Genomic DNA, 13133 nt, shown 5'->3' with positions numbered 1-13133 from the left:
GCAAAAATGGAAAAAATATCAAAATAAGGCTATGATTTTTAAAGCCATAGCCTTACAAATAAATGTTTAATTATCACTTAAAAAATAAATTTTTATTTAAAGAATACACATAAATATTTCCAGACTCGAAAATACCCCTAACTTATTTTTATAAAATACTATGTTTTTTATATATCAAATCTATTTAACTTAACTTTGTTACTTCAACTAAATCCTTATATTTCTCAACTTCTTCTAAGTCTACAAATCCAGTTTCCATATTTAGAGCATTACTTATGCCACAAGCATTTGCAAATTTAAGTAAATTTTCTATTTTATAACCTCTTGAAATACCTACACTAAATCCAGCTATCGTGCTATCTCCACTACCTACAGTATTTACACACTTTACATGTGGCACTTTCACATCATATACACTATATTTACTTAAATAAACCATACCATCCTTTCCTAGAGATATACAAACATTCTTTGCACCCATTTTAAGAAGTTTTTTTCCTGATAAAATAACTTCCTCTCTTGAATCAATAGTGATTCCTAATAAATGTCTTATTTCATCTATATTTGGCTTTATTAAATATGGTTGGGACTTTAAAGCTACTTTTAAAGCATCTCCTGATGTATCTAATATAAATTTTATATCATTTTCTCTACATACATTACCTATCTTTTCATAATAGTCGATTGACATATTCTCACAATAACTACCAGATGCCACTAGTATTTTAGTATTTTTTAATACTTCCTCTATATCATTTTCAAATCTCTTTAAATCACTTTTTTCTACTATTGGTCCCTTTTCTAAAAACTCTGTACTTACTTTATTGTCTTCGATTATATTTAAGCAACTTCTAGTTTCCTGCTCTATTTTTGTAAACTTATTTTGTATATCTAGTTTTTTAAGTTCATTTTTTATAAATTCTCCATTAAATCCTCCTAAAAATCCCATAGCTAAAGGATTTTCTTTTAAAATTTTACATACCTTAGCTACGTTTAATCCTTTACCTCCAGCAGTTGCATTTGTACTTACTACCCTTTGCACCTCACCTATGTTTATACTATTTACTCTATACATTCTGTCTATAGCTGGGTTAAATGTTATTATTGTAATCATACTAGATTCTCCTCATTACTAAGTTTTTACTTTTCTAAATAATAAATTAATATGTAAAACATAAAAAACCTCATCTATAATATATCCTAAAGTGGTTATTACCAATTTGAATATAAATTATTTTACTCATTTTGTCAATGTCTCATAATTTCAAAATAAATTAATAGTCTTACTTATTAAATTTTGATTAAACTTTATTCATTGACATAAATTATTCTATATTTTATAATCAAATTGTGGTAATAACCACTTAGAAAGGACTATATTTTTATGATAAAAAGAAATGATAAAAGACCAATATATGACCAGCTTGTTGAGATACTAAGAACTAAGATTGAAAATGAAATGGAACCAAATGATAGAATGCTTTCTGAGAGGAAAATTTGTGATGAATATGGAGTAAGTAGAACTACAGTTAGACTAGCTATGGCTGAATTAGAACATATGGGATACATATACAAAAGACATGGAAAAGGAACTTTTGTTGCTGCTCTCAGTCAAAATTCTCAAAACTTAATGGAAAGTTATAGCTTTACAGATTATATGAAAACACAAGGAAAAAAACCAAGTACAAAAGTATTATCATTTGATATAGTAGAAAGTACAAAATATTTTTCTGAAAAATTAGGTATAACTCCTGGTGAAAAAATAATAAAAATAATGCGTTTAAGACTTGCTGATAATCTTCCTATGATGCTTGAAAGAACATATCTCCCTATGAAAGAATTTACAGGATTGACACAAGAAAAAGTCGAACAAAAACCTTTATATGAGATATTTAGAGAAGATTATGGAGAGATTATTAAAGTAGCTGATGAAGAATTTTCAGCTGGAATAATATCTGATAAGGAAGCAAAGTTATTAGAAGTGCCAGGAGATTCACCTTGTCTAAAATTGCTTCGTACCACATATAACGATGACAATATAGTTATTGAATTTACTTTGAGTGTTGCTAGAAGCGATAAATTTGTATATAAAGTAAGGCATGTAAGATAGTAAATTAAATAGATTTTCAGAAAACTAAATGTGTTATAAGTGTCAAGACTACAAATGATAGTATAAATTATGAGGAGGTAGTTTTGAAAAATTTTATTTATGCAGATAAATTTTTTATGAAATATGGAGTCAAAGAAAAAGGTTACCTTAGTATAATTAATGGTAAATTTGGTGAATTTAAACAAGAAAAACCAGATACTACTGATAGTGTTATAGATTTTTCAGGCAAATATGTTGCCCCTGGTTTAGTTGATACTCACATACATGGACTTTTAGGTGCAGATGTCATGGATAATACATTTGAGTCAATAAACACAATTTCAAAAGGTTTATTAAAATATGGAGTGACTTCTTTCCTACCCACAACTTTAACGGATTCTATAGATACACTGAGTGATTCTATAGAAAATATAAGTAATAACTATGATAAAGTTGAAGGAGCAAAAATACAAGGCATCTATCTAGAAGGTCCATTTTTTACAGAAAAATATAAAGGTGCTCAAAACAAAAAGTATTTTAAAGACCCTGACATCAATATTTTGAAATCATGGCAAAAGAAGTCAAAAAATTTAATAAGGAAAATAGCAATTGCTCCAGAACGTAAAGGTTCAATAGAATTCACAAAATACGCTACTAAAAATAATATATCAGTAGCACTTGGTCATAGTTCAGCTAAATTTGAACAGGTTGAACAAGTAGTTAATTCAGGTGCTAAAGTGTTTGTACATACATATAATGGAATGAGCCCTTTAAATCATAGAGAACCTGGAATGGTTGGTGCTGCTATGTCACTAAAAGATACTTATGCAGAATTAATTTGTGATGGACATCATGTAAGCCCGATAGCTGCTAAAATAATGATGGATGTTAAGTCTAGAAATAATATTGCTTTAATTACAGATTGTATGAGAGCTGGTGCTATGGATGATGGCGACTATACTCTTGGTAAGTTTAATGTAAATGTAAAAAATGGTGTTGCAAGGTTAAGTAATGGAAGTTTGGCTGGAAGTGTGTTAACTATGGACAGTGCTGTGAAAAATATAGTTGATTGGAATATATCAACTTTAGAAGATGCAATAAAAATGGCTACGTATATACCTGCTTTAAGTTGTAATATTGATAATGTCTGTGGCTCAATATGCCAAGGTATAGATGCAGACTTTATAGTAATAGATAATGACTTTAATATACACGAAACTTATATAAATGGTATATGTAAGTACAAAGCTAATAAATAAGTTCTATATAAAATTATAGGGACTGTCTCAATAGAGATAAGCTTCTTTTCCCATTGTTGAAATGATGAAAATATATTAATTTTATACAAAAAGAGTGCCTCATTAAATAAAAAGTTCATTTTGAGACACTACCTTTTATAATATTTTTATTTTATGGAACAGTTTATAAGAGTTAAATCCTATTTATCAATCTGTTCTCTAAGCCACTTAGTTGCTACATCTAGCTGTTTATTTTCATCTTTTTCTTCAATTGTAGGCTTTATACCTTTTTCATTGATATAATCTCCATTAGGTGTAAAATATTGGGCAGTAGTTAGTTTGTATCCTGTTCCATCCTTCAATCTTACAACTGATTGTACCAACCCTTTACCAAAAGTTGTAGTACCTACAGAAATACCTTCTTTATTATCAACGATTGCAGCTGTTAATATTTCAGCAGCAGAGGCACTTTCTCCATTAGTCAATACTACTATTGGAAGTCCCAATTTTTCTTTATCAGATTTCAAGTACTCAGTATTTCCTTTATTGTCTTTTGTATATACTATAGTTCCTTCACCAATTAGCTCATCAGCAACTTCTTTACATATATCCAACATTCCACCAGGATTATTTCTAAGGTCTATTACTAATCCTTTAATATTTTTTGATTTTAATTCTTTTAAAGCTTTGTCAAAGTCAGTATATGTACTTGATATAAATTGGGTAATTTCTATATATCCTAAATCATTATCAATTACTTTACTTTCTATACTCTTCTCAACTATCTGTTCTGTTTTTACTTTAAAGTTTAGTTGTTTATCTTCTCTTAATATTGTCAGTTCAACTGTTTTCCCTTTTTTACCCTTCATCATACGCACAGCTTCATCTGAATTCTTATATGACACAGATTTTCCATTGACTTTTACTAATTTATCTCCTGCTTTTACTCCTGCTTTTTCTGCTGGAGAATCTTTCATAGGGACTACCACTAATCCGCCATCTTTTGATGCTCCTATATACATACCTACACCAACATAAGAACCTTCACTATCATTAATTAGATTCTCCATTTCATCTTTAGTGTAATAGCCAGAATATTTATCATTTGTCCCTAAGAACAAACCTTTTGATGCTCCATCTACCAAGTCAGCATCTGATACTTTTTTATAAAAATCTTGTTTTATAATAGATTCTAGTCCTAACAACTTATCATATTTTTTATAGTCTTCATAGATTTCTTTCGATATTACAACTTTATTCCCCAATGTTAGCTGAAATGCTGATGTAGCCATAGCTGTTATAATTACTAAAATCACCCCTAAAAAAATAGCTTTCTTTTTTGAAATCACAAGATACATCTCCTTTTACATAAACTATTATTATTATATGACTAGCTGTTATTTTTATTACATTTACCCAAATATATTGCTTTATTACAATAAACTATACTAAAATTTATATTAAATATAATTGCTGTACACATTATAACATATTAAAGGGAGGAATATTTTATGAAAAAAGAATTTAGGAAAAAAGTTATTGAATCCAGAAAAAACAAAAGTTCAAACTTTGTACTTAGTAATTCAAATTTAATAACAGAAAAATTACTTCAAATGGAAGATATAAGAAATGCAACTAATATAATGCTTTATCTAGATTTTAACAATGAAGTTCAAACAGATAATTTAATCAAAAAACTTTTGTCCCTAAAGAAAATAGTCTCAAGCCCTATAACAATAAAAGAAAATCATACATTAATCCCTACTCAAATAACAGATTTAAAAGATGGATTGAGAATTGGAGCATATGGAATAAGAGAACCTAACGAAAAATCACCTAAAATTGACATTAAGGCTTTAGATGTTGTAATTGTACCAGCTGTAGCGTATGATATACATTGCTATAGACTAGGATATGGTGGGGGATTTTATGATAGATTTTTAGAAAACTTAAGAAAAGATGCTATAACTATAGGAATAGCATTTGATTTCCAGATATTCGATTCTATTCCAAAAGAAAGTCATGATGCACAATTAAATTATATCGTTACTGAAACTAGAATTATTACACCAAATAATTAGAACATTAAATATTTTATACAGTAATAAATTTTACTTTTAATATCTTAACTCAATGAGCATTTTCAGTCATGGTTTTTACAATAATAAGAACCGTACATGATTTACTTATATTAATAAAAACCATGACTTTACTATATAATACGCAGTTATTTAATTATAAAATATCTTCTTATTTTGTCGCATTTAATTCTATTCTATCTGGAAGCTCACTCATATTCGTTTCAACAACTATGTATGGAAAAGAATCCTCCTTATCTTTATACTTTATCTTGACTCTCAAAACATCCTTCCCTTCTTCGCTCACACTTTCTATTTTGTCCATTTCGATACCATATTTATTGTTTCCTCTAGTCACTATAATGTATATTTTGTTATCAATTTTTGCTGCTAGTGCTCTTTCTTCGTTTGTATACTTATCCATCACATCAAGTATCTTTTCTGGTATTGAATTTCTTTGTAACACTGTATAATCTATAGGTTTAGATTTCTCTACAAACATACTTGGTATGAATATAAATCCCCCTATCACGAATACAAGAGCTATAACCCCATAAATTATACCTTTAATGTTAAACTTTACATTCAATCTTATCACTCCTCCCATATATTCTAAATATATGATTTATAACCTTATCTTAGACTCTAAATTATTGATTAGGCTTATCCAGAATTATAAACATATGTAATGCAATAAAAAAACATGTTTTCCTTATTTTATAATAAATGAAATGTAAAATAAAAAGAGCTATATGAAAACAATTAATTGTTTTCATATAGCTCTTTGGTTTACAATCTTAAAATATTTATTTGCCATTAACTCCTTCTTGATATCCAGATGTTTTTGTAATCTGTCTATAAAGAACACAAACCAGTATTATGACGCCCATATATCCAGTATATGGATATAAAATACCAACCAACTTATCAAATGGTAGGAATCCACCTATAAGACCTAATATAGCTGTTATTAAAGTTATTAGCTTAAATTTAGGATGATTATCTTCTACAAATCTATTAGTTACTGACCATAATAAAGGTACAGCTGTTGTATATATACCTAATATAAGAATTATTGAGAATAAAACTCCAACTGTTGGTGAAATCTTATCAGCTAAGAATAATGAAGGTATTGCTTTTGAATATAAGCTTCCTATATCAGAAAGAATAGCTAAGTGCATCATTATAGCTGCTGCCATAAGTGCTACCCCACCTAATATACCACCACAAATAGCTTCTTTTTTATTAGCAGCACTTGCTCCTAATCCAGTTAAGAATGCCATAACAACAATTGTGTTATAAGTAGTATATATTACACCAGATAGGTAAGCATTTGGAACTGGTTTAGATATCTTCACAGTATTAAGAACTTGTGCAGCTTCTCCTATATTACCTATATTGTTAGCTAAACTTATACAACCAACTAAAAGTGTAAAGATTATTATTATAGGTCCTATTCCACCTAGTATCTTTGATAATTTATCAAGACCTAGTGAAACAGTTAATAATGCTACTATTGCCATACCTACTCTACCTACAAATGGGTTTAATCCATAGTATTCAGTTAAAGTTGCTCCTGCTCCTGAAATCATTACTACGAAAACACCAAATAAGAATAAAGGTCCAAACCACTCAAAGAATATTCCTAAATACTTACCACAATAAACACGATAGATTTTGATAGGTTCTTTAAGTTGAAGTTCTTTACCTTTTGACATAACTGAAGCACCCATCCATGAGAATAATACCATTGAAATTATCCCACCAATAATACCTGCAAAACCATAAAAAGAGAAGAATTGCATTATTTCCTGTCCTGTTGCAAATCCAGAACCGATTACTGTTGCTACATACGCACCTGCGAAACTGATGACTGTTTTAACATTTACTTTCTCTGACATATCTCAGTTACCTCCCCATGTGAAATTTTTTCATCTGCTTAAACAATTCGATAAACTACTTACAATTTCCTTTAACATAAAATACATGATACCTGTTTTATAGTTTTTTAGTATAATGACTTAAAACTTATAATATGTTTTTATACCACAAACCTCCTTTCATAATTTTCTTAGATTCTCTTTTATATAGGTGGTCATTATATATAAAATTAATTTCTCTATAAATTATATATTAGTCATATTTTTCTGAATAGTCAATATATATTTGAATATTTTCTCTATTTTTGTAAAAATTTGAATATTTTATTACAATTTTGATATATTGATATCATGTACAAAAAAGAGAGATATAAATTAATATAGTACTTTATACCTCTCCTTTAAATATATTATATTATTAACAAACATGAATAATTTACATCTCTTATATTCTTTTGGCAATAATAGCTTCTTTCACAACCTTTACTATGTCATCACAAGTTAATTCATATTTTTTTAACAATTCATTTGGAGCACCAGATTCGCCAAATGAATCTTTAATTCCAACTTTTTTTACGATAGCTGGATAAGACTCCCCTACTACCTCACTTACAGCAGAACCTAATCCTCCAATTATGCTATGTTCTTCTACAGTTACAATAGCATTCGTTTCTTTTGCTGATTTCAATATTAAATCTTTGTCTATAGGTTTTATTGTAGACATGTTTATAACTCTAGCACTTATACCTTCTTCTTGCAACTTTTCTTGTGCCAATAGAGCTTCATTTACCATAATTCCACAAGCTATAATTGATACATCCTTCCCATCTCTTAAGACTGCACCTTTTCCTATTTCAAATGTATAGTCTTCATCAAATAAAACCGGAACTGAACTTCTTCCTAGTCTAACATAAACAGGTCCATTATACTTAGCTATTTCAAAAATCATTTTCTCTGTTTCAACTCCATCAGCTGGAACAAGAACTGTCATATTTGGTATAGCTCTCATTATTGCAATATCTTCTACACTTTCGTGAGATGCTCCATCCTCTCCAACAGTAAGACCTGCATGAGTAGCACATATCTTTACATTTAGCTTTGGATAACAAACTGAATTTCTTATAATCTCAAAGGCTCTTCCTGTAGCAAACATAGCAAAAGTACTTGCAAAAGGTATTTTGCCAGCAGTCGATAATCCACAAGCAGCGCCTATTAAATTTTGTTCAGCTATACCCATATTAAAAAATCTATCTGGAAATGCTTTGTAGAAATCATGTGTTTTTGTAGATTTTGATAAATCTGCATCCAATACTACAACATTGTCATTTATTTGACCTAGTTTTACTAATGCTTTACCATATGCTTCTCTCGTAGCCATTTTACTCATTGTCAGCACCTCCTAATTCAAGTAATGCCTTTTCTAACTCCTCATCACTTGGAGCTGTCCCATGCCATCCTGCTTGATTTTCCATAAAAGATATTCCTTTGCCTTTTATGGTCTTTGCAATTATCATTGTAGGTTTTTTAACTGTTGATTTAGCCATATCAAGAGCAGCAAATATTTGGTCAAAATCATGCCCATCTATTTCAATTACATTCCACCCAAAAGCTTTAAATTTATCAACTATTGAACCTAAACTCATTACACTTTCTGTATCTCCATCTATTTGAAGTCCATTATTGTCTAAAAAAGCAATTAGATTATCAAGCTTATAATGTGCAGCACTCATAGCAGCTTCCCAAACAATCCCCTCTTGAACTTCACCATCACCAAGTAAAGTATATACATTCCATGGAGCATTATCCAGCTTTGATGCCATAGCCATACCACAAGCAACTGAAAAACCCTGACCTAAAGAACCTGTAGATATCTCTACTCCTGGTGTTACTTTCATATCTGGATGACCTTGTAACATCCTACCGATTTTCCTTAGCCCATTTAGTTCTTCCTTATCAAAATATCCTTTTTCAGCCAATGTAGCATATAATGCTGGTGCAGCATGTCCTTTTGATAATACAAATCTATCTCTATCCTCCATTTTAGGATTTGAAGAATCCACATTCATTTCATCAAAGTATAACGCAGTAAGTATTTCAACTACTGATAATGACCCTCCTGGATGTCCAGATTTGGCTCTATGTATCATTGAGACTATATCTCTTCTTATGATACGCGCAATCTCATTTAATCCTTTATGGTCTCTCATGCAATTACCTCCCTTGAGTTCGTAATTTTATATCAATTCCATATTATTATATCACTTTTATGCTATTTTTTTGCGTTATTTTTAATTTTATTAACATATCCCATTAAAATTAAACCCTAAGAAATATTTTCAAAGAAAAAAGGGATTGTCTAATAAAAGACAAATCCCTCTTTAAAAAGTAAATAATCCTAAACTTATTTGAAGTCCATCATCTACTTTTATCATCATATTTTCATCTAGACAACCAATTTTTTCCCTCAGCCTCTTTTTATCAATGGTTCTAATTTGCTCTAAAAGAATTACTGAGTCTTTATTAAGCCCATATTCATTGGAACTTATCTCTACATGAGTAGGTAATTTGGCTTTATTAATCTGAGATGTTATAGCTGATACTATAACTGTAGGACTATATTTATTACCTACATCATTTTGTATTATCAGAACAGGTCTAACGCCTCCCTGCTCTGAACCAACAACTGGACTTAAATCAGCGTAATATAAATCACCACGCTTTATTTCACAATTAGTACTCACCTTGGGCAATCTTCCCTTCATTTTTATCATCAGAAGATACTTCTTCAACTGTCATACCTAATTCAGCTAGTGACAGATTAATTTGACCCATTTCTCTATAACCCGTTTTCATAGATTCTTTAATATGAATTCTCTTTTTCTGAGTTATATAGAACTGAAAAGCAGCTTTTGCAAAATCTTCTCTGTTACTGTTCTCCATCTGAACTATACTATCAACTTCAGAAATCAGAGAATCTGGTAAAGTAACTTCTATTTTTTCTTTACTCTTATCGTACACAAAATCGCCTCCCAGATTATAATATCATGGTTTTATTTTAGCAAATAACTGTTTATTTGTACAAGCTCATTATTTTCCATATAAACACGGTCAACTCTTCTTGACATCATACATAACACTTCATAGTTTATAGTTCCTAAGTCTTTAGCTATACGCTCAGCTGTAACTTCGCCTTCTCCAAATAGTATAACCTCATCTCCAACTTTTATGTCTATATCTTTGTCAATTCTAACCATTATTTGATCCATACAAATTCTACCAACTACATCAAACACTTCTCCTTTAATAAGAACCTTAGGATTTTTTTGAATTCTAGTAAATCCATCTGCGTATCCAATTGGAACTGTAGCTATTGTTTCTTTACCAGTAGTTGTGTATTTTAGTCCATAACTTATTCCTACACCTGGTTCAACTTGTTTTATATGTCCGATTTTTGATTTTAATTTCATGGCTGGTCTTAATTCTAATCTATCTTTAAATACATCATCAGATGGATAATGACCATATAATATTATTCCTGCTCTTACCATATTTAATCTTAAATCAGGGCAATCCATAATGGCTGCACTGTTTGATACATGTTTTATAGCTATTTTTACACCAGCCTCATCCAACTTATCAGACATAAATTTATAATTATTAGCTTGTTTATAAGTGTACTCTTTACTTACTTCATCAGCTGTAGCAAAATGAGTAAACATACCTTCTAAATCTATATATTCTAATTTATTTAATTTTATTATTTCTTGTACTGACTCCTCATTAGGTTGGAAACCTATTCTAGTCATTCCTGAGTCTATCTTAACATGAACACAGGCTTTTTTCCCTAAAGATTTTGCAATTTCGTTTATCTCTTGTGCTGTTTCTAAAGAATAAACTGTCATAGTTATTTTATTTTTTATAGAATCTTCGAAAGCTTCGTCTGGAGTATATCCCAAGTTCAAAATAGGAAGTGTTATGCCATTTTGTCTAAGTTCAATTCCTTCAGCAGTTCTTGCCACTGCTAAATAATCTACCTTTTCTTTTTCTAGTAATTTTGCAACTTCTACTGCACCATGTCCATATGCATCAGCTTTTATTACTCCACAAACCTTAATATCTTCTTCTAATAAATTTTTAATATTGTTTAAGTTAAATCTTAAGTTATCTAGATTTATCTCTACCCATGTAGGCACTGTTATTTTTTGCATTTCTTTAGTCCCCCTTAGTTTCTGTATTCAAAATCTTTGTATTTTACTGTAAATCTTGGCACTCCCTCCTTATCCAATACTTCCATTTTTTCAGGACTTTTTGTGTCAGCATTTACATACAATACTTGCTTATTAAAATATTCATTATCCCCAGGAATAAAAGTCTCTAAAACCAAATGTCCTTTGGATAACTTTACTTTCATCTCTTCGTTTTGAAGATAGTTTTTTATAAAGTCTCCTATAAAAAGATATTGATTATTTTTTCCTGTATTAGGTAACTCCACTATATCACTAATATTTGGATTTTTAACTAATATTTTATCGCCTTGATACTCTATACTTTTCCCTTTTAAATGTTTTGGGGAAATTACTTCTAATTTATAGTTATCGGTTTTTTTATAAGTATGAATTAAAACATAATTGTGTGGGCTTCTATTTCCAACTACTTCTACTTCAGCTTTACAACTATAATAATTCATATCAGAAATCTGCTTTTGAAAATCTTTGTATACTTCTTCTTTTGTGGACTGTCGTTTTTGGCATCCTATTACAATTATAACCAGTGCCAAGAACATAATACATACTATGGTCCACTTTTTTCTCACATCACACCTCCTACTTCAGTTTATTCATTGTATAAAGCTTTTATTATATCATATCTACAAATTATACCTTTAAGTTTATTGTCATCATCTACTACAGGAACTCTGTTTATTGATTTTTTAATCATTATATTAGCTACATCATCAAACTTATCATCTTCATGAACCTTTATTATATCTTTAGACATAAGTTCTCCAACCTTATAAGCAGCTACTTGTTTTATATCTTTTTCTACCTTTTTTAAATCATCTAAGAAAATCAATCCTTGTAATAGATTTATATAGAGAGGTGCTTCTATATATTTTTCTTTTTTAAGAATATCTGTTTCAGAAATTATTCCAACAACTCTATTCTCTGAATCTACAACTGGCAGACCTCCTATTTTTTCTGCAATTAGCATATTGGCTACATCTGCTATACTATCATTTTGTTTTGCTACTATTACATCTGTTGTCATTATTTCTTTTGCTGTTTTATCCATCATAATGTAATCACTCCTTAGTCCTTAATTATGGTTATCGCATTTGCTACAGCATAATCTTTTGAATGTGATATTGAAACTTTTATTTCTAAAACATTATAATCTATGCACATTTTTGCTAGATTATTATAAGTTTTTACTATTGGTTTTCCCATCTCATTTCTGAGAACTTCTATATCTTTAAAGTTAAACACTCTAATCCCTGTACCTATAGATTTACTTATAGCTTCCTTAGCTGCGAAATTACCTGCTATACTTTCTGCTTTAAAATTCTTAGAATTAAAATACTCTATTTCTCTATCTGTAAATATTTTCTCCAAAAACCTATTATTTTTTTCTACAGCTTTTCTTATTCTGTCAATTTCAATTATGTCTACACCAATATCAAATATATTCATTTTTCCTCCAGAAAATTTATAATACTTCTTTCAATAATTAATAATGAATTTATAAATTTACTATCAATAATACATATTATTATTTAGTTTATGTTACTTACCTTAATTTAATAATCATTATAATAAAACTGTAACTTTTAAAGTTATTTGTAATGAAT

Annotated in this window: 15 protein-coding genes; 3 read left to right on the top strand and 12 right to left on the bottom strand. The window is 29.3% G+C overall.

The annotated features are described in order from the left end of the window. Positions 1-184: 184 nt before the first annotated feature. Positions 185-1114, bottom strand: coding sequence for a 1-phosphofructokinase (gene pfkB / locus KGF42_RS17225; protein ID WP_227826762.1), 930 nt, complete (start codon positions 1112-1114; stop codon positions 185-187). A 270-nt stretch (positions 1115-1384) separates the two neighbouring features. On the opposite strand from pfkB, the gene KGF42_RS17220 reads away from it, so the two are divergent. Next, on the top strand, positions 1385-2110 hold the full coding sequence (locus KGF42_RS17220; RefSeq protein WP_107596153.1) for a GntR family transcriptional regulator: 726 nt from the start codon (positions 1385-1387) through the stop codon (positions 2108-2110). An 83-nt stretch (positions 2111-2193) separates the two neighbouring features. Next, positions 2194-3348, top strand: a complete 1155-nt coding sequence (gene nagA, locus KGF42_RS17215) for an N-acetylglucosamine-6-phosphate deacetylase (RefSeq protein WP_227826761.1) — start codon at positions 2194-2196, stop codon at positions 3346-3348. A 179-nt stretch (positions 3349-3527) separates the two neighbouring features. Here nagA and KGF42_RS17210 read toward each other — a convergent pair whose 3' ends face one another. Continuing rightward, positions 3528-4685 (bottom strand): S41 family peptidase, encoded by a 1158-nt coding sequence (locus tag KGF42_RS17210; protein ID WP_054275312.1) that lies wholly within the window; start codon positions 4683-4685, stop codon positions 3528-3530. Between the two features lie 153 nt (positions 4686-4838). On the opposite strand from KGF42_RS17210, the gene KGF42_RS17205 reads away from it, so the two are divergent. After that, a complete protein-coding gene (locus KGF42_RS17205) occupies positions 4839-5408 on the top strand; it encodes a 5-formyltetrahydrofolate cyclo-ligase (RefSeq protein ID WP_227822415.1) in 570 nt (189 codons plus the stop codon). A gap of 169 nt (positions 5409-5577) precedes the next feature. Here the strand turns inward: KGF42_RS17205 and KGF42_RS17200 are convergent, their stop codons facing one another. The 10 genes from KGF42_RS17200 to acpS form a co-directional block, all read right to left on the bottom strand. Further along, on the bottom strand, positions 5578-5994 hold the full coding sequence (locus tag KGF42_RS17200; RefSeq protein WP_054275314.1) for a hypothetical protein: 417 nt from the start codon (positions 5992-5994) through the stop codon (positions 5578-5580). Between the two features lie 217 nt (positions 5995-6211). Beyond that, positions 6212-7306, bottom strand: coding sequence for a hypothetical protein (locus KGF42_RS17195; RefSeq protein WP_227822227.1), 1095 nt, complete (start codon positions 7304-7306; stop codon positions 6212-6214). 424 nt (positions 7307-7730) lie between these two features. After that, complete coding sequence (locus KGF42_RS17190) at positions 7731-8672, bottom strand: transketolase family protein (RefSeq protein ID WP_227822226.1); 942 nt, start codon at positions 8670-8672, stop codon at positions 7731-7733. Next, a complete protein-coding gene (locus tag KGF42_RS17185) occupies positions 8665-9492 on the bottom strand; it encodes a transketolase (protein WP_227822225.1) in 828 nt (275 codons plus the stop codon). The genes KGF42_RS17190 and KGF42_RS17185 overlap by 8 nt, the downstream gene beginning before the upstream one ends. 171 nt (positions 9493-9663) lie before the next feature. Next, entirely contained in the window at positions 9664-10047 is a 384-nt protein-coding gene (locus KGF42_RS17180) for a type II toxin-antitoxin system PemK/MazF family toxin (RefSeq protein ID WP_003421356.1), read from the bottom strand. Beyond that, entirely contained in the window at positions 10016-10303 is a 288-nt protein-coding gene (locus tag KGF42_RS17175; RefSeq protein WP_054271906.1) for a ribbon-helix-helix protein, CopG family, read from the bottom strand. Before KGF42_RS17175 ends, KGF42_RS17180 begins: the two co-directional genes overlap by 32 nt. Before the next feature lie 32 nt (positions 10304-10335). After that, positions 10336-11493 (bottom strand): alanine racemase, encoded by a 1158-nt coding sequence (gene alr, locus KGF42_RS17170; RefSeq protein WP_227826760.1) that lies wholly within the window; start codon positions 11491-11493, stop codon positions 10336-10338. 14 nt (positions 11494-11507) lie between these two features. Next, the gene (gene gerS, locus KGF42_RS17165; protein ID WP_227822223.1) at positions 11508-12098 is read right to left on the bottom strand and encodes a germination lipoprotein GerS; all 591 of its coding nucleotides are present in this window, start codon (positions 12096-12098) and stop codon (positions 11508-11510) included. Positions 12099-12118: 20 nt separating this feature from the next. Then, positions 12119-12580: a CBS domain-containing protein gene (locus KGF42_RS17160; RefSeq protein ID WP_227822222.1), complete on the bottom strand. Its 462-nt coding sequence runs from the start codon at positions 12578-12580 to the stop codon at positions 12119-12121. Between the two features lie 14 nt (positions 12581-12594). Further along, positions 12595-12975 (bottom strand): holo-ACP synthase, encoded by a 381-nt coding sequence (gene acpS, locus KGF42_RS17155; RefSeq protein ID WP_227826759.1) that lies wholly within the window; start codon positions 12973-12975, stop codon positions 12595-12597. Positions 12976-13133: the final 158 nt, after the last annotated feature.

Origin of the sequence: Clostridioides sp. ZZV15-6383, from assembly GCF_020657735.1 — a bacterium.
Lineage (GTDB): Bacteria > Bacillota > Clostridia > Peptostreptococcales > Peptostreptococcaceae > Clostridioides > Clostridioides difficile_D.
The sequence above is the reverse complement of the archived record's forward strand: the minus strand, read 5'-3'. Positions and strand labels throughout refer to the sequence as shown.